The 20957-nt window shown below is 40.2% G+C and carries 18 protein-coding genes; 7 read left to right on the top strand and 11 right to left on the bottom strand.

Going from position 1 to position 20957, the window contains the following annotated elements; genetic code table 11:
* Positions 1–161: 161 nt before the first annotated feature.
* Positions 162–1586, top strand: coding sequence for an oligosaccharide flippase family protein (locus MHN00_RS15555; protein ID WP_239301696.1), 1425 nt, complete (start codon positions 162–164; stop codon positions 1584–1586).
* Between the two features lie 5 nt (positions 1587–1591).
* Entirely contained in the window at positions 1592–2821 is a 1230-nt protein-coding gene (locus tag MHN00_RS15550) for a glycosyltransferase (protein WP_239301695.1), read from the top strand.
* A 258-nt stretch (positions 2822–3079) separates the two neighbouring features.
* Here the strand turns inward: MHN00_RS15550 and MHN00_RS15545 are convergent, their stop codons facing one another.
* From MHN00_RS15545 to MHN00_RS15520, 6 genes are all read right to left on the bottom strand, one after another.
* Positions 3080–3718, bottom strand: coding sequence for a hypothetical protein (locus MHN00_RS15545; RefSeq protein ID WP_239301694.1), 639 nt, complete (start codon positions 3716–3718; stop codon positions 3080–3082).
* A 144-nt stretch (positions 3719–3862) separates the two neighbouring features.
* Entirely contained in the window at positions 3863–5098 is a 1236-nt protein-coding gene (gene wcaK / locus MHN00_RS15540) for a colanic acid biosynthesis pyruvyl transferase WcaK (RefSeq protein ID WP_239301693.1), read from the bottom strand.
* 61 nt (positions 5099–5159) lie between these two features.
* Positions 5160–6062, bottom strand: a complete 903-nt coding sequence (locus MHN00_RS15535; protein WP_239301691.1) for a glycosyltransferase family A protein — start codon at positions 6060–6062, stop codon at positions 5160–5162.
* Between the two features lie 69 nt (positions 6063–6131).
* On the bottom strand, positions 6132–7238 hold the full coding sequence (locus MHN00_RS15530; RefSeq protein WP_239301689.1) for a glycosyltransferase family 4 protein: 1107 nt from the start codon (positions 7236–7238) through the stop codon (positions 6132–6134).
* A gap of 3 nt (positions 7239–7241) precedes the next feature.
* On the bottom strand, positions 7242–8564 hold the full coding sequence (locus MHN00_RS15525; protein WP_168533417.1) for an O-antigen ligase family protein: 1323 nt from the start codon (positions 8562–8564) through the stop codon (positions 7242–7244).
* Positions 8565–8566: 2 nt separating this feature from the next.
* Positions 8567–9706, bottom strand: a complete 1140-nt coding sequence (locus tag MHN00_RS15520) for a glycosyltransferase (RefSeq protein ID WP_239301687.1) — start codon at positions 9704–9706, stop codon at positions 8567–8569.
* A gap of 333 nt (positions 9707–10039) precedes the next feature.
* Between MHN00_RS15520 and MHN00_RS15515 the strand changes: the two genes are divergently transcribed.
* The 5 genes from MHN00_RS15515 to MHN00_RS15495 all read left to right on the top strand — a co-directional run bounded on the left by MHN00_RS15515 (position 10040) and on the right by MHN00_RS15495 (position 15312).
* Entirely contained in the window at positions 10040–10771 is a 732-nt protein-coding gene (locus tag MHN00_RS15515; RefSeq protein WP_239301685.1) for a transglutaminase-like cysteine peptidase, read from the top strand.
* Entirely contained in the window at positions 10768–12705 is a 1938-nt protein-coding gene (locus MHN00_RS15510; protein ID WP_239301683.1) for an EAL domain-containing protein, read from the top strand. Before MHN00_RS15515 ends, MHN00_RS15510 begins: the two co-directional genes overlap by 4 nt.
* Before the next feature lie 119 nt (positions 12706–12824).
* Positions 12825–13394, top strand: a complete 570-nt coding sequence (locus MHN00_RS15505; protein WP_014976229.1) for a hypothetical protein — start codon at positions 12825–12827, stop codon at positions 13392–13394.
* A gap of 47 nt (positions 13395–13441) precedes the next feature.
* Positions 13442–14851, top strand: a complete 1410-nt coding sequence (locus MHN00_RS15500) for an O-antigen ligase family protein (protein WP_239301681.1) — start codon at positions 13442–13444, stop codon at positions 14849–14851.
* Positions 14852–14901: 50 nt separating this feature from the next.
* A complete protein-coding gene (locus MHN00_RS15495; protein ID WP_014976227.1) occupies positions 14902–15312 on the top strand; it encodes a hypothetical protein in 411 nt (136 codons plus the stop codon).
* Between the two features lie 12 nt (positions 15313–15324).
* Here MHN00_RS15495 and MHN00_RS15490 read toward each other — a convergent pair whose 3' ends face one another.
* The 5 genes from MHN00_RS15490 to MHN00_RS15470 all read right to left on the bottom strand — a co-directional run bounded on the left by MHN00_RS15490 (position 15325) and on the right by MHN00_RS15470 (position 20821).
* Positions 15325–16089 carry a VpsP family polysaccharide biosynthesis protein gene (locus MHN00_RS15490; RefSeq protein ID WP_239301680.1) on the bottom strand — a complete coding sequence of 255 codons (765 nt, stop codon included), beginning with the start codon at positions 16087–16089 and terminating at the stop codon, positions 15325–15327.
* Complete coding sequence (locus tag MHN00_RS15485; RefSeq protein ID WP_239301678.1) at positions 16089–16820, bottom strand: CpsB/CapC family capsule biosynthesis tyrosine phosphatase; 732 nt, start codon at positions 16818–16820, stop codon at positions 16089–16091. Before MHN00_RS15485 ends, MHN00_RS15490 begins: the two co-directional genes overlap by 1 nt.
* Positions 16821–16829: 9 nt before the next feature.
* The gene (locus tag MHN00_RS15480) at positions 16830–19046 is read right to left on the bottom strand and encodes a polysaccharide biosynthesis tyrosine autokinase (RefSeq protein WP_156078214.1); all 2217 of its coding nucleotides are present in this window, start codon (positions 19044–19046) and stop codon (positions 16830–16832) included.
* A gap of 24 nt (positions 19047–19070) precedes the next feature.
* Positions 19071–19532 (bottom strand): polysaccharide biosynthesis/export family protein, encoded by a 462-nt coding sequence (locus tag MHN00_RS15475; protein ID WP_014949103.1) that lies wholly within the window; start codon positions 19530–19532, stop codon positions 19071–19073.
* A gap of 83 nt (positions 19533–19615) precedes the next feature.
* A complete protein-coding gene (locus tag MHN00_RS15470; RefSeq protein ID WP_039227152.1) occupies positions 19616–20821 on the bottom strand; it encodes an outer membrane beta-barrel protein in 1206 nt (401 codons plus the stop codon).
* Between the last annotated feature and the right edge of the window lie 136 nt (positions 20822–20957).

Here is a 20957-nt window from a genome sequence, read left to right as displayed (position 1 = left end):
TCGCTGGGTATAAGCCCAGTTAAAACTCACTAACATAGCAAAAAATTAAGGCATGCTTATTGCTAAATAAATTTACCCCATAGCAATTTCTAAAACCGGCTACAAAATAACTCTATAAAAATTCAATTTAGAAAGAAGTATATGAAAGGATTTGACATTCTATGAGCAGGATAGTTAAAGCAACTAAATGGACTACCGTCGCAACAATTGTAACTATTCTGTTAACAATAATACAAATTTCAATTTTAACCCGCTATATCGAGCCTTCTACGTATGGATATTTCGCTGTTGTTAATTTAGCTATCGAAGTATTCACTGCTATGGCCTTGGGCGGAATATCTTCATTTGTAATATATAAAAAAGAAATAAGTCAACGTGGCACCAATACTATCTTTCTCATGGTTGCTTGTAGTGGCATTGCAGCATTTTTATTTTTTTATTGCGCAGGCCCATTGCTTACTTCACTACTTGGCTACCCTATCCTTGAAGGACCAATGCAGTTAGCTGCAATTTTGCTTCCACTTTCAGCACTGTCATCTCAATACCAAGCTATTGGACTCAAGCAATTTTCACATGATAAAGTTGCAAAAATTGAAATAACAGCCAAATCCCTCTCTTTTTTAATTGCTATCAATACCACCGAACTAGAAATTTTTTGCTTACTCGTATCGTATATTAGTTATTATATTTTTAGACTTATAGGCTTGATTATCGTTTTCAGTAAAGTCGTAAACTTTAGCCCGTCTTTTGAAAGAGCTATTATAAAAGAAGCACTCAACTACGGTGCTTTTGAATTTGGAACGCAAACTTTAAATATCGTTCGACGTCAACTAGATGTCCTCATATTGTCACTTACATTGAGCGCTAACGACCTTGGCATTTATCATGTTATCAAGCAATTGGCCAGTCGGCCAGCTATGGCAGTACAACCAATAGTGAATAAGGTAGCGCTGCCAACTTTTGCAGGGTTACAATCTAATGCAAATCGCTTAAGAGAAACCTATTTAGATTTCATGGGCGCCCAATCATTTGTATTGGCATTTTTCTATGTACCAATCATTCTCTTTTCTGACCTCGTAGCTTCGTTGTTACTCGGTGATGAGTACGCCTCGCAATACATAGTTCTATCCTTATTGGGGGCTTTTTGGTTTATTAGAGTAGGTTCTAGTAACTTGATAGGTCCAATCGTTCTCTCTTCTGGAAAAACTAAGGCAAACTTCTATTGGAACCTTGGTATTATGATTCCGAATATTGCAGTTATATACTGCTCCTCTTATTTCGGTGTGATTCATCTTGCTGTAGCGCTGATAATATTCCAGCTACTAGTTATACCTACTGCAAACAAGTTGGTTGTGGGACAAGTTCTGAGTATCCCATTGGCCAAAATTTTACTTAGTTTGACGATTCCATTTTTTCTGCTGCTGATTCCATTGATATTACTAAAAATGCTTTTCTTAAACGTAACTATAGATACCTTTCTAGTGCGGGAAAGCATAGTAGGTTTAGTAACGCTCTTAGTATCATTCCTATGCTTTAAATACATTTCATTTATTAGAGATGGCCTTCTTCGATTAAAAAAAGGATAGTTTCGTTGAAAAAAGTTATATTTTTTGTCAAAAAGTTTCCGATTCTTTCGCAGACTTTTGTAATAGATCAAGTAAATTCCCTAATCGATAATGGTTTCGACGTCCAGATAGTTTCGTTCTATAAAGAAAAAGAAACTGTTCATTTAGCGTCATTAGAACGGAACAACCTTTTAGCTAGGACGCATTTTATTAGCCCACAGGGTGCTCAATCAGTGAAGAAACCCTTTAAACTGATGTTCATAGCAAAATTTCTGATTTTATCTCGAACTTATGAAAAAAAATTAGCGCCATGTGCTGATTTAGTAGTTCACCTTATGAAAAACAGCAAAATAACTCTAGCCTACGAAATCGCAGTTACTTCTTGGAAAAATAAGTCAAAGAATTTTAATGCTGACAGTATTATCGCTCACTTCGGAAACAACGGTGTTATCGCTAACGCGCTGAAAAACTCGGGCATTTTATCTGGCCATTTAAACACAGTTTTTCATGGTTACGAGATTAGTGAATATGAAAATATAGAACTCTGGAAAAACAAATACGTCGACCTCGCAAAAGATAGTACGCTATTACCAATAAGCAATTTTTGGAAAAAACGGTTAGAGCAATGGGGAGCTAACAGCGAATCGATAAGAGTTTTGCGAATGGGTGTAGATGTTGACAAGTTATTACTGAAATATAAGCCTGTAAACAAGCCCATTAGTATTATTAGTGTTGCAAGAGCAACAGAAAAGAAAGGGCTCAAGTATGCAATTTCAGCAATGCACTATTTATCTGACGACTTCCATTTAGATATTATAGGTGGTGGCACATTACAAGATGAGCTTGTAACACTTAGTAAAACAATTGGTGTAGATCATCGTATCACCTTTCACGGCGCTCAATCGCCAGATTACGTCCAAAAGAGCCTGGAAAAGTCAGATATCTTTTTGTTGCCATCAGTAGTAGATAGCAAAGGAGATATGGAAGGAATCCCGGTAGCTTTAATGGAAGCTATGGCTTCTGGCTTAGTAGTTGTTAGTACCTATCACAGTGGTATTCCTGAACTAATCGAAAATGGTGTAAGCGGATATTTAGTCCCAGAGCATGACGCTGAAGCTATTGCAAAAGCCATAAAAAACGCAGCAAACAGTGATACTTTAAAAGATATTGTGAATGAGGCACGGAAAAAAGTTGAAAATGAGTTTAATTCTAAAAAATTGGGCCAAGAGTTAAGCACACTTCTCAAAAAACAGTGAACTCTTTCGTAAATCACTTGACGAATAATCTCGCGTTAGCGCTTTTAGCTTAGCAGTTTAGAGTAAAACGCAATATCGGCCAGGCTCGAACTTTACAAAGCATTATAGGTTGAACGGAAGACGGCATGAATATTCCATTACTATCGGATACGTCTATGCTTTTGCAAGGTGAGACAAGTACAACTTTATTCAGGTCAGGACACGCATTCACAAAAAAGCCGCTAAATGAGCGGCTTTTTTCTGTATTAAAGGTGATGTCTAGCTTTTAATTTTACGTCTTAACGCACCCACAAGCATGATCGCTAAGCCTGCAAAGGCAATATGACTAGGTTCGGCTACTTGGGTCACTGAAGAAGATTGGCAGACCAAAATATTGTCACATATTTCAACATTCGAAAATGAAGCTACTGAACCCGACCAGTTTTCATCATTGTCAAGAATGAAGACTATACGATTAAATGAACCAGTTATGTATTTACCGATATCTATTGAGAAATTAACAATTCCGTCACCGCTTTCGTAATCAGAAAGAACATTCGCAGTAGGGTATAATGTAGATTGAGACCCACCTATAAATGCAAAATTTTGCATCGCTGAAACTGAAAAATTATCGTTTACGTCAAAAGCAATTCCATACAATTCTGCATTTAACCCACTTGCTTCAAATGAAAAATTCAAGATAGACGTACTTGTCAGTGTTGTGTTGACCAATATATCAACCCATAGATTTCCGTCTAAAGCTAATGTACTTCCACCATTATCAACCGTCGCGGTGCCTGACTTAAACTGGTTACTATACTCTGTAGCAGTATAATTGTTAAAATCAATAAAAACGGCGTTAGCACTACCAACAAGGAACAACGTCGCGACACACGCAATTTTTAAAAAAAACTTCATTTTACATCCTTTGACAAAATATTAAGCTGAATAGCAAATGCACATGATGTCATACAATAACTATGCCACATAAAAAATCAAACATTTTTAATAACTTAGCAAGACCTAACCATTTTCTGTAAAAAAAGCAGACAGCAAGCGTTTTTATTTCAATGCATTTGCGACCATTTCACGAGCTCTATTACGCTCTGTTTCTACCGCAACTTCTACTTTTTCTCTACATTCAGCAACATCAGCTAAAACGTTCAAAACTTTCTGCTTTAAAGTATCATCCATCAGCTCTTCCAATGGGACGCCGAAGTCATTTAACCCGAGTTGATTCATTATGCCTTCAGACTTGTGCTCGTAATTTAAAGCAAATGCTGGTGTACCAAAGTTCATAGATATTATAGCGCTGTGAAGCCTAGTTCCTACAGTGAGCACGCATTTACTGAGGAGATTACCTAATTCAACATCATTTAGCTCGTCCATAACAACTTTAAATTTGTTAGCATCTTTTACATGTTTGCCTACTCTAAACGCTACCATACGATCATCTTTTTGATACCCCTCTATTCCCGTACAGGTAGAGCACGCTAGAATATTAAACCCTTCATCTATAAGACAATTACACAAAAAACCGAAGGCATTTTCATATTCTTCTTGCGTTATGCCCAACCTCTTGTCAAACGGTTTAAGCTCTCTCAAAGTTATAGCTACTGTTTTTGCAGTTTCCACAAACTCGTTCAGGGCTTGGTTTTCTAATACTACTTTATTACGAGCCACTAACCACGCAGTGTCAGCACCCTCGAAAAAACCTTCAGGAAGCGGCATTTTTTCTTCTAAAAGGAATTTGCTAACTGGTTCTCGTAAACCAAGTATTTTAGCTTTAGAAAACACCAACTCCGCGGCTTCACAAAACATTTGATTCTCAAAAGGCCCTACTGAATGCCCAAGCATTAACAAAGGTCGTTTCGCCGCCATTGCGCAGAAAGCATGAAAGAACTGGCCTAGACCATACAAGTCGACAAAGAAAGAGCCTCCAACTTGGATCACATAATCATATTTCTTTAGTGAATTTATATAGGCTTTAAACTCAGCAGGTAGGTTTTCTTCGGCCTTAGCGTTTTTGGCTGAAGAAAAAAGCTGCTGAAATAGTTTATTTTTAAAAAGTTTACTCTTAATTTTGCCTTTTATACCGTTTGAATAACTCTTATATCTGTATAACCAATCGTTTTCGAACTTTCGTCCTAGCAATATTTCTGAACTGATGGGAAAACGAGAAATAAGATCTATATCAATACCCTTATTGTTCCTCTCGAGCTCCTCTATTAAACCGCGAAGTATCGCCCCATCACCCCTATTGCCGCACGAATGATTACCTATTATTAAAACTTTCATTATTTAGTTATTCCGTTAAAACTTAAAGAGTTAAAGATTGCGACCAAGTTAGCCACTAAAGCTAACTTCTATTAGCTTCTTTGCCCAATAGAAGGCGAAAGAATTCAATGTTACTAGTTACCCAGATCTGGAACAGCAGATAAGTTAGATCTACCTTCCTGCGGAGAGTAAGGTTAGAGTTAAAGAGAACGCTTTTTCCACGCCCTAGAAACATTTTTAAAAGCCTAGTTAAAAAAGCGACTCGGTCTAAAACTGTCGAGCTTTTTAAATTTGTCTCCCAGTTCCCACCTATGATTCTTTTACGTTTAACAATCAATTCATGGACATTTCTAGAAGGATGATTGACTGAAGCCTGAGGGTTAAATACTACTTTTCCACCCTTTCTTACAGCACGCTGACTTATTTCTACATCCCCCCCAGATTTTAATTTAGAATTGAATTCACCTACAGAATCGAAAAATTTCTTGTCGCAGAAGAAATTTGCTGTAATACATTTTCCATTTTTAGCGTTTTCATCTTGTTTCATTGAAAAAGTACTTTCAAAGTCTATAGCACTTTGCTCAGTAAATTTTCCTTTCTCTTTAAAAAAATTCACTTCACCAGCTATTATTGTAGTTACTTCTTTCCCTTTAATCTGCGTGAGGTTGGCTTCTACCCAATTATTCGAAACAATACAATCCGAATCAGTAAAAGCAGTAAAATCCCCATTGCACACTGATAAACCTTTATTACGCGCTGCATATGAACCTGGAACTTCGCATGTTTCCACAACTAAATCTTCGTATTTAGTTTTGAGTTCACGCTCAATTACTTCCAACGTGTTATCTGTAGAGCCATTGTCGACAACAATTACTTCCAAAGAAAAATTCAATTGATTCTGTTCATAGACAGATGTAACGCAATCTATAATGCGTTTTTCATCGTTATAAACTGGTATAATTACACTAACTAATGGTTTTGCCATTCTGCCTCTCTGTTAACACCCCCTCACGCATGGGATGCCATTACACTTACCTATATCAAAATCTTGGATCTATTTTTTAGCTTGTACGATAAGCTCTGCTATAGATTCAGTTGTTTCAGCAATATTTCCCCAATCAAATCGGGATAAAAAACTTTGCTGATTTAGATTCAAATCTAAGCTCGTCAGATTATTAAGTTTGTTCGATAGCTTATCGGTGTCACCCACAGGAAAATAGCTATCGCTTTTGGCCTCTATATCCTTATTCGGCGGTATATCGCTTAACAAGACTGGCGTGCCTGCACTAATTGCTTCTAATGCCACTATAGGAAGCCCCTCGTGATAAGAAGGTAGAACGAATACCTGTGCGTATTTAAATAATGCATGTAGTTCACTACCGCTTCGTCGACCTGCGAAGATTACTTTTTCAGACCTACTTGTTAGCAGAGTTGATGCATATTCATCGATGTGGTCTGCATCACCGACAATTACTAGTGGCTCGGATACTTTGGACTTTTTGTGCGCTTGCACAAGGTCATGAAACCCTTTTTCAGGAACTAATCTACCTACTGCGAGTACGTAGTTACCTGGCTGTAAGCCGAGATCTCTTGGTAGATAAGAATCACAAACATCTTCCGCAAACTTCGGTAACATACCATTTGGAACGTATTGAATTTTGTCAGAATCTTCAGGAAAACGTAATTTGAGTCGCTCTGTTAGTGTTCTTCCTACAACTAAAATTTTATTTCCATACACAATCCCCATTTTTTCACCAAACCGAAGCACCTTTTTCGCAAACGGGCTCCATTTCTGCCTGTCGTAATCTGCACCATGGTGCGTAACCATGACTTTCATGCCAAGCAGGCGAGCTAGAGGCGTAAAAATAGCGGGGCCTACAGCGTGCAAATGCACGATATCGGGCCTCACAAATAGTCTTGCGTAAATAATTGCGATAAACGTATGAAGAAATGTTTCTAGTAATTTGTGCCTTAATGCCCAAACGCTAATAACTTCAACACCTTCAAAGTTAAATCGCTTTTCTTTCACATACGGCGACCGAGCAAGCACAGTCACTTTAGCTCCTTGCTTTACCATTTTAGGGTAAAGCTGTTGGCAATGAGACTCTATCCCCCCCATAACATCTGGAATACCTCTTAAGCCAATTGCGCAAATCTTCATAAACTAATCCGTAGTTGTTAATAGTGCTAGTTGGGTTCTAAAACTGTACCGTGCTTTTGCAGGAGCCGTATTTCCGAGAGATACCCCTATCAAAATTGCGAAGAATATAAGCCCTTCTATATTCCATAAGGGCATCGTAGCTAGGTTCATTGTCAGAAAACCAATTAAAGATAATGGTAAAATTTTTGATAATCGCTTGTCTTTCACACCAGCTGTGACAATCAAGGAATACGAGCAAAGAAACAAAAACGATAACAATCCTATGTATCCGTATTCGTAAAAATAAGACACGTATGTGTTATGAGCATAGTGTTTAAAAACACCATTCCACGATTCAGGCCCATAACCTATTAATTGTCTAAGTAAGTCTGAGTTTGTAAGCGCATTAATGTATTGGCTCCACAAGTAAACTCTAGAAGACATAATATCTTTCTCAGCCTCACTGAAATACGCAGGAGCTTTGAATATTAAGTCTAAATTTGATGCCAATGTCCCAACGTCGGCAAATCGTTCTCTTAACGTAAACGAAAGCGCGACAAATACAAAAATGAGAAACATAGACACCACAGTCAAAACTGGCGCCTTTTGTGAAGGTTTTAATCTTTGTTCAACCAATGAGTAGTAGAACACGGCCGCAATGGGCAAGATTGTAAGGATTGCTGTTCTATAATTCACCAATATAAGGAGAAAAACTGCAACGGTGAATAGTGAGGTTCGAAACTTAATAGCGTTTCTCTCAGTTAGTCCTAGAACAAAAATAAAACTCACGATTATCATTGAGAATGCGGCTTCATGATTGTATCCACCGATATAGCTCGCTGAACCATCATTTTCTGTTGCTTTCACCTCGCCTAATGCAATAGACAATACTTGCATCACAACGGGCATAAAAAAACACACTAATAATTTTTTAAATGTGACACTGTGACCTTGAGCTCTAACTGATAAGAAAATGGCTCCAGTTAGAACGAGGAAATAACACCATTTTACTAAGACATTGATGGTTCCTGGAATCTGCATATTCACAAAACCACTTATAGCAATGGCTAAAAACAGAAAATAAAAGGGGAGTAACTTCCTCAAAGTAAAAACAGCAAACGGCAGGAAGAAAAGCCCTAACCCAGCAACAGAAATACTGGAAAGTGCATTAATAGAAAAACCTGCGATAAGAGAAGGATACGTAATCGTATGAAATGCTGCCAAGAAAAACCTTAGCCATATTGCGCAAATCGCAAACGCTAGATATTTATTACAATTGCCAGTGACAGTACGATACACCAGAATGAAACTGATCAGGCCAACGACAACTTTTAACCCTTCGAACATGCTTATTTACAAACCTTATCTATTATTGCAACCACCTTCTCCTGGAAGGCTTGGTAAGAGAATTGCTGTGCACAGCTTCTACTCTTGGCTGCATAGGAAGAGCGAACGCTGTCGTTTTCGAGCAGTTTTAAAGCGCCGCAAACACCCTGAACGTTATTGAGTTCACATAGAATACCGTTTTTCTCTTCGCTAGCACCAGACACGTGATAAGGATATTTCTCAGCAAGAATTTCAGCGGGACCTGATTCACAGTTAGTAGCGACTACGGCTTTCCCTAAGCACATTGCTTCAACGATGGCATTGGGAAAACCCTCTGCATTTGATGTGCTAACAAAAAATTCGGCGCTGCTTACATAAGGGTATGGGTTAGGTTTAAACCCCAAGAAATGAACTTTGTCACCTACCCCCTGCTCTATTGCGAGGTTTTTCAGTTTAAGCTCTTCATCACCTACTCCCAGAATAACAAGGTTTTCTGAGATATTTGCTTTAGCGTAAGCGTGGATTAAAAGTGAAAAATTCTTGTTCTTTACTAATCGCCCTACACCAATGATGTAAGGTTTAGCAGGGAGGTCTAATACACTCTCCGCGGCCTGTTCCTTCAATTGTTCAATATCGTAGGGGTTATATAACACAGCTACTTTGTCTTTCGGCACTGCATAATTTTGGATTAAATCGGCTTTTACACCTTCAGAAACAGCCACTACGCTATCGGCTTTATTATATAGCAACCTAACAAGTAATCGGCTTACCTTATCCTTTAAGCCACCAGACAGATGGCTGGTAGTATTAACCCTTTCACTAATAATTGATTTGAACCCTAAACGCTTAGAAAGCGCGACGTTTAGAAAATTACTTCGCGTTAAGAAACTGAATACATACTCAGGAGCGATCTTTTCCAAAACAGGCTTTAGCTGTCGATAACCCTCGACTAGGCTCCCCTGAGAGTCCAGTATAGTTTTATCAACGAACGCCGGGCATTGATGAGATTCAGGGAGGTCATCCAAAAGAATAAGATGGACGGGAATCGTTTTTTCCTCGAAATAAGATTCCATTATGGTTAATAGTTTAACCATGACTCGTTCAGCGCCGCCGCCTTCAAGTGAATTTATGATAAACACCGCTGGACGCGCTGAGTACTTCATGAAAGTTCCTTTTCGTTGTAATAAAACTACAAGCAGTTCTAATGATATCAGGTGTTATTGATATTCGTACATGGTTTCCGCCCTTCAATGCTAATTGATGGCAAGTGCTTATCGAAGCTTTCGAGGGCGGTACATGATTTACCTAGCTTATAAGAAACACGAATTATGCCAATTATGATCACTTTTGAGTAAAAGATAATTCAGTTAAGCAAAAACCTTTCAAGTTATCACCAAGTTTGCCATCATAACGCAATCACAGGTGAGACAGCGTACAACGTTGTAGTGAAACATTTTTTACATTCGCCTTAATCTATTGCATAAAGTATCCACGGCTTGCACCAAAAAGAACGCTACGTCACGCGAACACAGAACCCAGTCAAACTCCGCAGTTTAATTACTGCTTTTCGCGCTGGCGTTATCATGATGTCTTGCGTATTTGTCGTCGCGTCTGGTATTGCTCAACAAAAAACGGTCTTTACCGAGCAGGTTTATAAGCGCATAAATGACGTATATGGCAGTAACGCTGCCGAAGATGTTGCTGATTGGCGACAACTGATCGATGAATTACAACAAGAGGCGATTGATGAAAAACTCTATTCTATCAACCGCTTCTTTAACCGGTTCGATTTTGTTGACGATCTTGTTCACTGGAACGAAAAGGACTACTGGGCCACCCCGATAGAGTTTATTGCCACTGGCGCAGGCGACTGCGAAGACTACACCATTGCGAAATATTTCTCACTCATTGAGCTAGGTGTACCAGAAAGTCAATTAAGGCTTATGTATGTAACGGCATTAGAATTACGTCAACCTCACATGGTGCTAGCTTATTATGAAACGCCTACCTCAGTACCTTTAGTTTTAGACAATATTAATCGGCGAATTTTACCGGCGAATAAGCGCAGAGACTTATCCCCTATTTACAGTTTTAATGGTAATGGATTGTGGGCTGCGAAAGCGATGGGAACAGGCCGCAAGTTGAGAGGTAGTGGCCCAATGAAAATGTGGGACGACATGGTAGAGCGACTAGACCGCGTAATGTACGGAGATAAAGAAAAAGAATGAAACTATCTACCCAATTAAGTACGAGCTTAGCCATTTTTTTGGTTTTAGTATTTGCTGGCTCTTTCATTATAAATGTAAAGCTAACTCGAGAATATGTTAACGAGCAACTAGCGACTCACGCTCAAGATACAGCAACGTCTTTAGGCCTTTCCATCACGCCTTACATTGGCGAACCCAACGGAATAATCGTTGCGGAGACTATGGTAAATGCCATTTTTGACAGGGGTTTCTATCAGTATATTACGGTCTCTGACATGGAAGGTAATTTACTGATTGAGCGTAAAAACCCAAATACTCAAGACTCAGTGCCTGCGTGGTTCACTAATTTAGTAGAAGTCACTCCCCCCGTTCAACGAACTGAATTAAACGATGGCTGGACCCTTGCCGGGGAGCTAACCGTTCAAAGCCACCCAGGGCTTGCAAATGAAACGCTTTATGAAAGTGTCAAACAAAGTGCCTTTATGTTTTTTACCGCGTTCGTTGTAGCCTACATCGCGTTGCTTTTCATAATTACCGCTATTACAAAACCACTTAGAATCGTGGTTCACAAGATTAATGACATTCAAAACCAAAAGTTTTCTCAAATAAACTATAAGCCATTTACCCAAGAGCTTACATTTATCACTCAAGCGGTGAATAAGCTGTCTTCATCTGTAGAAGGGATGTTTAAAGAACTTTCCCAAAAAGCAGAACACTTCAAGGCGCAAGCGTACGAAGACAGCCTTACGGGCGTTCAAAACAGAAGTGCCTTCACTCGTCACATGAACGCTTTATTAAGTTCGACAGCCCATTCAGATGAAGGTTATTTAGTTATAATACGATTAGCGCACCTCAACGCTATCAATACTTCTCTCGGAGCCCAAGAGGGCGACAATTACGTTACTTCAGTTGCCAACATTCTTAAGCAGTTCTCCAAAGAGTCAGCTGAGACTACACACTTATTCAGGCTATCAGGCGCCGACTTTGCACTAGTCACTGAAGCAATATCAAAGAGAGAATGTTCGAATAAAATCGAAGATTTAAGTGAAACTCTCGTACATTGCAATCCTCTCAAAGACGGAAATCGTTCGGTGTGGATGGGTGTGGCGCAATTTAGCGATAAGCAGTCTTTTTCCGAAATTATGGAAAATGCTGACAGCGCGCTTATGGCTGCAACTAAACAAGCTAATGGATGGCAATTTGCTTCAGAACTCTCTCATATACACAGTAATACTGCATGGAGAGAAAGGCTTAATGTGATATTGGAGCAACAGTACGCTGACATGCTGATACAACCCGTCATGAGTATTGCAGAAAACACTCCCTCATATTTTGAGGCTTTCGCACGCTTCAAAGACAAAGAAAGCGGCAGTGTTATACCAATGTCGCAGTTAATCCCCGCTTCAGAACGATTGAACCTTATTCCAGAGGTCGATAAGTTGGTAGCAACCCTCGTTTTTAAAAAGCTTTCTCAGGCAAAATGTGATGTGGCCATTAATATTGCAAATGCATCTCTAGCTAATTCCCATTTCAGAACCTGGCTAGTTGCACAATTGAACCAAAACACGGCGCTTTGCACTAAGTTGGTGTTCGAATTCGAAGACTCAGCACTCATTCACCATAAAGATGACACCATATCTTTTTGCAAGACTCTAATGACATTAGGCTGCCGCGTAACAATTGAGCACTTTGGAGAAAATCTTGCATCTCTTGCAGGATTGAGGGCTATTCAGCCTCATTTTGTAAAAATTTCCGGCAAGCTTACGAAAGATATTCACACAGATAAAGATAATCAGTTGTTTGTAAGTAGCTTGTTGAGCATAGCTCGAGGATTAAAAATCAACGTAATTGCTGAGCTTGTTGAGAACGAAGCAGAGTCAGTGGCATTAACTCAACTCGACGTTGCTTATCAGCAAGGTTTTTATTTCGCAAAGCCTACGCTTTGGCAAAATTAAGTTACTTAGCCGAAAAGTCGTATAACAAAGTGAAGACCTAGCACGCTTATTTGTTATACAATGATTACTAATGGTGTTAGCAAGACGCTGACCCGACGTTTTATTTAAAAGGATAAGCTATGCGTAGCAACGTTATTTTATCTCTACTTTTGATTGCACTGGTTGTGCTAACGCCTGTTTCTTCAGCGCAAGAAAATAGCGCACCGGGCACTCAAGTAAGAACGTTACTTGTTAATGAACTTGATAACGGAGCGAATATACAAGACGCCGCAAATCAAGTTAGTCAGACTGTAATCAATGAAGGTCTTTACTTCGATGCTGCAGGCACTGCGTATTTATCTGACAACCAAGATTCATTTGAATCTTTAGTAGGTTTACTTAACGAAAATGCCACAGGGTTCGAATTAGCCATCGCTGGATTTACACAGTTTCCAGATCAAGCATCTCAAATCATAACGATTACTGTTTTAATGTTTCCTGAGAGTGCCAGCGAGATCTACAATATCGCTCTTCAAATGCAGGTAATTAGTGAAGACGATGCACTGCTAGCAGTTATTAATGCTGGTGTAGATCCAAGCACATTAACAGCTACTGCAGCAGGTGGAACGGGCAATACGTTTTCTCCGCTTGGTGTCGGTACTGGGGCAGCGGGTGCAGGTGGTGGTGATACAACAATTTCTGCCAACTAACCAAAACGTAACTGCTTAAACTTTAACTATTTTTGTTGTAGTTGTTTATGGTTAATGTTCTGAAAACCGAAAAGTTTCTTTTCGGTTTTCTTTTATTCACTTTGTTCTGGCTTCCTCTGTCGTTGGGCGCAAACCGCCCGTGGGCGTGGGCGCTGATGCAAATGTCGCTGTTTTCAATTGGCGGCACCTTGGTTCTGCTAAACACTTCTCTACTTCATCAACTCTACACAAAATATCGAACATTCATTATTCTTTGGGTTATTTTTCTTGCTTGGCAGCTTATCAATATTGTTCCTCTACCCTTTGCGCTGGTCGAGGCAATAAGACCTGAACGTGTAAGCTACCTCTTAAGTGAGCAATGGGGTAACCAAGAGAACGTCACTTCAAAGTGGCTATCTTTGAGTTTTGATGTAGGCCAGAGCGACGTAACTTTCTTCAAATCTCTTGCCTATTGTTTTCTATTTTTCATCGCATTAACCCTTATCAATTCAGCTAAGCGTTTACGATACACCCTTATAGTCATTAGCGCAGCTGGCATATTTCAAGCTATCTACGGCGCACTAGAAGTACTTTCAGGTATTAAATACAGCCTGGTGTTCAAACAGCCGGTTTCGCACATCGCGACTGGCAGCTATATTTACAAGAATCATTACGCAAATTTTCTAATGCTCTGTTTGAGTGCCGCAATCGGGTATTTGATAGCGAGTTTGCATCAAGACAACACCACCAGTAAACGAGAAAGGCTGCGAAGGCTGGTGAAGTTTTGGTTAAGTAACAAAGTACTATTTAGAATAGGCATAATTATAATGGTGATTGCGTTAGTCATGTCCCGTTCTCGAATGGGTAATAGCGCTTTTTTTATAGCCATGACAATTACAGCCACGCTTGGCTTGATTTACTTTAAGCCCCGTCAAAAAAGCTATATCACTTTGTTTATCAGCATGCTGATTATCGATATTTTGTTAGTCAGTAGTCTTTTTGGCCTCAAGCAAGTGCAACAGCGCTTAGAACAAACAAACTTCGCACAAGAAAGTAGAGATGAAGTAATAACAGACGCACTCCCCCTATTAGGTGAATACGGACTAATAGGTACCGGAGGTGGAACTTTTTACACCGTTTACCCTCAATTTCAGAGTGAAAGTATTCAGCACTTTTACGATCACGCACACAACGAATATCTTCAATTTAGCATTGAGTTTGGTGTCGTAGGTGCCTTTGTTCTTGCTCTGCTAGTGCTGTTGTGTATTAAAAATGCTCTTAGCGCCGTTCGAAATAGACGCCACCCTTTACCCAGAGGCACCGCTTTTGCAAGTATTATGGCAACTATCGGCATGGCTTTGCACAGCAGTGTGGATTTCCCTCTACAAGCACCAGCAAATACGGCTATATTTATTGTTCTTTTAGCATTAGGAGCGCTAAGCAGAGATATTTCTATGGGAAGGCAATCACATAGATAAACTGCTTAACTCAATTTTTTCTCGATCGTTTTATCGTAAAAGGACGCAGTGTGGTTTTAAAAATTAAACGCCCCGTTAGAGAAGAGCCCAACGTTCAACACATGCTTGAGCGTATGCCGAAAAAAGTAGCTGACTCATTCTCTGATGAACAATTATCTCATTTAAATACTGCGCTTGCGGGAAGACGTTGGGGTAATCATAAAGTGGATGTTCGGGGCACCATTAGCCTCCTACGCAGCCGCTATTATTTCGTACTGTTAGCTGGAACAGATAAACGAGATTTATCCAGAACTGAAAGTAGAATTGGCAGAATTGCTATGGCAGCAACTGTTGCGCTTTTTTTCTGCGTATCGTTAATACTTGGTTTGGTACTTCTTTATATCCTCAAAAGTTGGTTAGGAATAAACCTTTTCGAAGGATTTTCACTGGGGCTTTGGGACTGGTTGAAAGGAAAAAGTTAATTTCGGTCGTTTTTAGTCGTATGTCACGCAATTAGGTATACGCTTTTTGACAGGGTAACTCGAAGTATTCAACCAACGACACACTACTTCCTCTGCGCTATGCTTTTGGATAGCTTCTAAAACAAAACTTCTACTAAGTGGATTTTGAATTCCTAAATCTAAATGGCGCTTTAATAGGTCTTTCACTTTTACGTAATGCACTGAGCGTGCGGAAAACATGTCTAAGCCATATTCTACGATAAATTTGTGCACTATGGCATCTTGTGCTCCCACATCAACGGCACGCGTTACATAATCATAGAATGCACTATCTAATTCTCTCTGTTTCCACTTAACTGACGCTAGCCCTATCCAACTGCCGCTCCAATTTGGTCTTAGCTCTAGACTCTTTTCGTAGGCGGTAAAGGCTTGGTATAAATTTCTCTTCGAATCAAAAGCTGCTGTTTGAGTGTCGCTCGACACGCCGGCGTCACCCACACAATATGCTTTCCATTCAAATAATTGCCCTTGTACTTGATAGTAGAGTGCGTTTTTCGGGAAATAACTAAGCGCTGTTTCTATTTTATTTAGAGCTTGCTCTATCTTCTCTGTAGTCGCACGCTCAGGCCTTTGCTGCCACATATCAATGTTATTTTTTACGCTATAGTACGCATTACCCGCAATAAAAAGCTGGATACTCCACACTAAACTCCATAACGCCAAAAGCGCTACGATCCATTTAAGCGCTGTACTAAAAATTTGTTGGTTGTGAAAGCTAGCGAGATTAAACGCCTTCATTAAACACCTTGCCTAAGTGCTTTACCTATTATTTCACCAGGCTTGTTAATGAAAACGTCTTGAGCGAAGACCCTATCGAAGGCGGCGACAACGTCAAACGCATCTCTCATGTCATTAGGCCGTCGTACTAAATCATGGGTATCAGAGGCAACGACATGAAATGCTTTTCGCTGCATTAAACTTAATGCAAATTGTGCTACGTTGTCTCCAAATCGCCCCGTCAAAGCGCCAGCGGTAACTTGAAACAAACACCCTTGCCGCTGAAGCCAGCTAAATTTAGTTGGCTCTGCTAACAACTCCCGATTTCGTTCTGGATGCGCTATAAGAGGCTGAACGTTATTTCTTAATAACCATTTAACTAGGGTCTCAAGCCCCTGAGGAACATGGCTATGAGGCATTTCAAGCAGAAGTATTTTTTTATCGCTTAGTTCACCGATGAATGGTAGCTCCCCTTGTTTGAACCAAACAGGAATAAGCTCATTCACTCTCACTTCAGCTGCATAAGAAAGTGTTAAAGGAATCGCCGCTGTTTTGACAGCTTTCACAAATTCATCAAATACAGGCTTTATCGTGCTGGAAGAATTGTCAAAGTAGCCTTTATGGATATGAGGCGTGCAAACCATGTGACTTACACCACAGTCAACAGCTTGCTGTGCCATTTCTAAGGCGATATCTAAAGACCTGGCACCGTCGTCGATGCCAGGCAATATATGGCTATGTATATCTATCAATAATTACTGTTAGCTGTCTTTATGACTCGTATAACCGTATTGGTCGTAGAATCCAGCATACCTTTGTGCTGCACCAGATTTACGTAAGTCTACTTGATTTAGCACTACCCCATCAAGACGATGACCAACTTGAAGGAATCGAGACAAACCATTATTTATTAACTTCTCACTGGTACTGTCTGCACGAACTACGTAGATTACAGAATCACATGAGTTTGCAATAACCATAGAGTCACTAACAGCTTGAGTTGGTGCAGTATCAACAACAACGTATTTGTACTGGGTCTTGAGCTGGGCGATAAGTTCGCCGAAGCCTTTGTCAGCTAGCAATTCTTGTGGATTTGATGGGATAGTTCCTGCGGATAATATATCTATCTTAGATTCTTCATCCTGCACTAAGCATTCATCAAAAGTATGTGATTTTAAGATTAAGTTCGCAACACCGGGCTGGTAATTTGGAATGCCAAATTGCTTGCCAACGCTAGGACGACGTAAGTCGGCATCAATCAGTATGGTCTTATCCAGCTGCCCCAAGGCAAACGCTAAATTAATCGAAACGGTAGTTTTACCTTCTTTAGGCACGCTCGATGTAACCATTATGGCTTGCTGCTCTTTATCTAAATTCAATAATGATAAGCTAGTCCGCAGGGTACGAACCGACTCTGCAAATTGATGCTTTTTACCATCAAAGAAAGAACGAATTGGTAAGTCAGTCTTCTTCTTGTGTGGAAGCCATGGGATAAGACCCAACATACGCTGTCCAAGTTTACGCTCAACATCTTCAACCGAACGAATACCGCTGTTAAGGGTTTCCATGGCAATGGCCAAGAAAACGCCAAAGCCCATACTAAAGACAAAAGCAGCACCTATTAACAGCTTTTTGTTGGGCTCAGAAGGCGTATATTTGGGTAACGCCGCGTCGAGTACTCGAGCATTTGCTGACTCAAAGCCGCCCAGCTCATCAGTTTCCTTCAAACGAGTAAAGAAAGAGTTGTAAAGCTGCTGATTAATATCAACTTCACGTTGCAGAGCTCGCCGCTGGTTGTCTAACGCTGACAGTGAACGGAACTCAGCTTTCGCTTGCGCGACTTCTTGCTCTAGCTGTACAACGCGGTCTTCCGACACTTCGTATTGCGTTGTAATACTCGTTATCAAATCCCTAATCTGACTACTCAGTGTTTCCCGGATAGAAGAAAGCTCTGCATTCGCAGCAATCATTCTAGGGTGTTTAGGGCCATAAACTTTACTCAGTTCGCTCACGCGCGTCATCGCCTTTGCTTCGTCACGTCGAACATCTCTGATGGTTGGGTGATTCAGTACTTCAGGAAGACGCGCTATGTCTTCTAACGAAACATCGTTGCGCGTTTGTCTATAAATAACAGCATTGAGCTTAAGTGCGGTTTGCGCATCGAGTAACTGCTTGCTCAGCTGCTCTAATTCATCGGCCGCTAAGCCCACCACACCATCTATATTAACGACTTGATTTTGTTCGTAAAACTTAGCAAGATTACGTTCAGCCACAGTAAGCTTTTGCTTGAGGCCTTCTAAGCTATCTGTAAGAAAAGACGTTGCTTTCGCAGTCATATCAAGCTTAGCCTGCAGATAGTTTTCAATGTAGACGTCTGCGACTGCGTTAGCCAGTTCCGCTGAAAGTGTAGGTGATTCAGTAGTAATGGTTATTCTCATTACTTGCGTATTATCGACCATTTCAACGGTAAGTGCGCTCATTAAAAGTGAAGTGGCTTTGCGCTTTTTAGCCGCTAAAATTTGCTCTTCAGTTAAATCTTTAGGCTCTTCCTGTGGAAGAAACGGTAAAGCTTCGACTACTCTAGCTTTGAGTTCATCAAATAAACTGGCGCCCTCATCAACTGGCATAAACTCTTCGTTATTATAAAGCGATAAGCTTTCAACCGTGCGTTCTGCAATTTGACGGGATTGCAATATTTCAAATTGCGTTTGCATGTAGTCCTTGCGCTTTGTGTCAAGACCATATACTTCTTCTATTGAAACAACGTTCGCCTTTTCTGCCTCTACTAAAATAGTTGTAGTAGAAGTGAACATGGGCGTCATACGCATAACTAGCAATGCAACTAAGATCGTAAATGCAATTGCTAATGATACAATTCGAAATGCGTAACGCTTAATAATTCCCAAATAATGAGCAATGTCGATGGTCTCATTTTCAAACACACCAGCATTGAACTCTTCCCTGCCATTTACTGCCATTTTATTTCCTGCACGCTACGTAATTTAGAAGAAACGCTGATTGATGGTGATAATATCACCAGGCTGAATCATATCGCTCACGGTTACGGTGAATTCGTTTGTTCTGCCGTCTTTTTCACGAATTATGGTAATTTTGTCGCGGGCCGCTCGCTCTGTGTAACCGCCGGCTAATGCAGCTGCTTTATTAACAGAAAGGCCTGGTTGATATGGATAGCCGCCCGGCCTTTTCACTTCACCATCAATAAAGAAGGGCCTGTATTCAACGATAGCTACTGAGACAGAAGGGTTAACCAAATAATCCCCTAGCAAACCATCATAAATTTTCTTTTCGACTTCATCGGCAGTTAAGCCTACCAATTTAATTTCCCCTAAGAATGGATAATTAATTGTACCGACGTCAGGTAGACGCACTTCCATCGAAAGATCATCTTGGCCAAAAACACTGATTTTTATTCTGTCACCAGATCCAAGTTGATACTGACTCATGCTCAAGTTTCCTTCCTGAGCGAAGGAGAACGCCGAGTAAAGAATTATGAATAGTATCGAAGCTAAACTAATTACCTGTCGTTTCACAGTGTTACCTCAGCAGTTACCCCAATTTCGCTCTTATCATAGCCAATGGTCTCTCGGTTACTATCGCGATCTGTATACTGATAATAAGTGCTGAATTTTAACCATCTGCGAGCTTGATAACTTAAAGATGCTGAGTAATTTATGAGTTCGTCGTCTCTATTATCGATATCAATTTCGTTAAATACATATTCGTCATCTTGTTGAGTGACACTAAACGAGGTACTTAAACGCTCAAGCCAATCATGATTCCAGCGAACACTATAGTTTTGTCCACGGATGAAATCGCCTTCACCATTCGTTTCGAAGGTATCTGCACTTGTCGAGATTCTAAACGTAGAATAGCTCACTGGTTGCCAATCTATTCCAACCTCCCAATCTGTGCCGTAGAATGTCCCTCGTGATTGATCCTCAAACTCTTTCTCTTTATAACCTACTTTTGCAAAACCTGTTGTCGCAGCAGTGCTTTCCCAAACAACACCAACTAAAACGCGTGTCTCATCACTGTCGCGAGTGACAAAGTCTAACTGCTCATCATATCTAACGTAGGTTTGCGTAATATCAATAACAGCACTAGTTGCAGCTCCAATTTGGTAGCCAAACTCACCGCCAACCATGGTTTTTACCCTATCGCGGATCAAATAGGCGTCTTCAGATCTGTCATAGTCTAGTGATTGTCGACGTGTTTTTAATGTAATAAGACCATCAGAAGTCACGGCACCATACGTGTATTCAGCAGAAAGGTTCGAGCTTTTATAAGTATCTGGTGTTGAAATATCCAACCCAGTACCAATTGAGAAGCCGGTACCGCGATCTTCATGACCATCTTCATATTGAGCGAGCGCACTCACACGATGACGACTATTCAATTCAAAGTCACCCGAAGCTTCTACAAAATGGTCGGTATAATCATCATTGCTACTGGAAAAATATACACCACGCTCCAGTCTATAACCAATCTGAACGGGGTTGCCGTTGACTTGCGTAGCGGCAATAAGTTCAGGGGATAAAGTGGTACGCCAGCTGTATATTTTACTTTGGTTATCTCGTGCATTCGCCACGTTGTCAACATACGCCATCGAAGACGTAAATGAAGGGATCAAATCAAATTGCCCAGCTTGAATTCGACCAGCCTCTTGGGCAAATAGAGTCGGTGTGGCGCAAATTACCGACAGAGCTATTATGCTTTTGGTCCTTTTTAACATGTTATTTCCTTCCTACGATGGCTTGGGTGTATTAAAACGGTGCATTATTTCGATATAGCGCTTTCAAATACATCCTTACATAAACGCTATAAACCGCGAAACAGCCGGAATATGTGTAATTCTTACAAACTAAACA

Source organism: Alteromonas sp. Cnat2-8 (assembly GCF_022348355.1).
GTDB lineage: Bacteria > Pseudomonadota > Gammaproteobacteria > Enterobacterales > Alteromonadaceae > Alteromonas > Alteromonas macleodii.
Note: the sequence above shows the minus strand (reverse complement) of the source record. Positions and strands in the feature narration are given on the sequence as shown.

Bases quoted from the DNA above. Each gene is read 5' to 3' on its own strand.
- MHN00_RS15510 (WP_239301683.1), top strand. From the start codon at position 10,768: ATGAAACTATCTACCCAATTAAGTACGAGCTTAGCCATTTTTTTGGTT.
- MHN00_RS15475 (WP_014949103.1), bottom strand. From the start codon at position 19,532: ATGAGTCAGTATCAACTTGGATCTGGTGACAGAATAAAAATCAGTGTT.
- MHN00_RS15545 (WP_239301694.1), bottom strand. From the start codon at position 3,718: ATGAAGTTTTTTTTAAAAATTGCGTGTGTCGCGACGTTGTTCCTTGTT.
- MHN00_RS15500 (WP_239301681.1), top strand. From the start codon at position 13,442: ATGGTTAATGTTCTGAAAACCGAAAAGTTTCTTTTCGGTTTTCTTTTA.
- MHN00_RS15530 (WP_239301689.1), bottom strand. From the start codon at position 7,238: ATGAAGATTTGCGCAATTGGCTTAAGAGGTATTCCAGATGTTATGGGG.
- wcaK (WP_239301693.1), bottom strand. From the start codon at position 5,098: ATGAAAGTTTTAATAATAGGTAATCATTCGTGCGGCAATAGGGGTGAT.
- MHN00_RS15535 (WP_239301691.1), bottom strand. From the start codon at position 6,062: ATGGCAAAACCATTAGTTAGTGTAATTATACCAGTTTATAACGATGAA.
- MHN00_RS15490 (WP_239301680.1), bottom strand. From the start codon at position 16,089: ATGAAGGCGTTTAATCTCGCTAGCTTTCACAACCAACAAATTTTTAGT.
- MHN00_RS15555 (WP_239301696.1), top strand. From the start codon at position 162: ATGAGCAGGATAGTTAAAGCAACTAAATGGACTACCGTCGCAACAATT.
- MHN00_RS15470 (WP_039227152.1), bottom strand. From the start codon at position 20,821: ATGTTAAAAAGGACCAAAAGCATAATAGCTCTGTCGGTAATTTGCGCC.
- MHN00_RS15505 (WP_014976229.1), top strand. From the start codon at position 12,825: ATGCGTAGCAACGTTATTTTATCTCTACTTTTGATTGCACTGGTTGTG.
- MHN00_RS15480 (WP_156078214.1), bottom strand. From the start codon at position 19,046: ATGGCAGTAAATGGCAGGGAAGAGTTCAATGCTGGTGTGTTTGAAAAT.
- MHN00_RS15520 (WP_239301687.1), bottom strand. From the start codon at position 9,706: ATGAAGTACTCAGCGCGTCCAGCGGTGTTTATCATAAATTCACTTGAA.
- MHN00_RS15525 (WP_168533417.1), bottom strand. From the start codon at position 8,564: ATGTTCGAAGGGTTAAAAGTTGTCGTTGGCCTGATCAGTTTCATTCTG.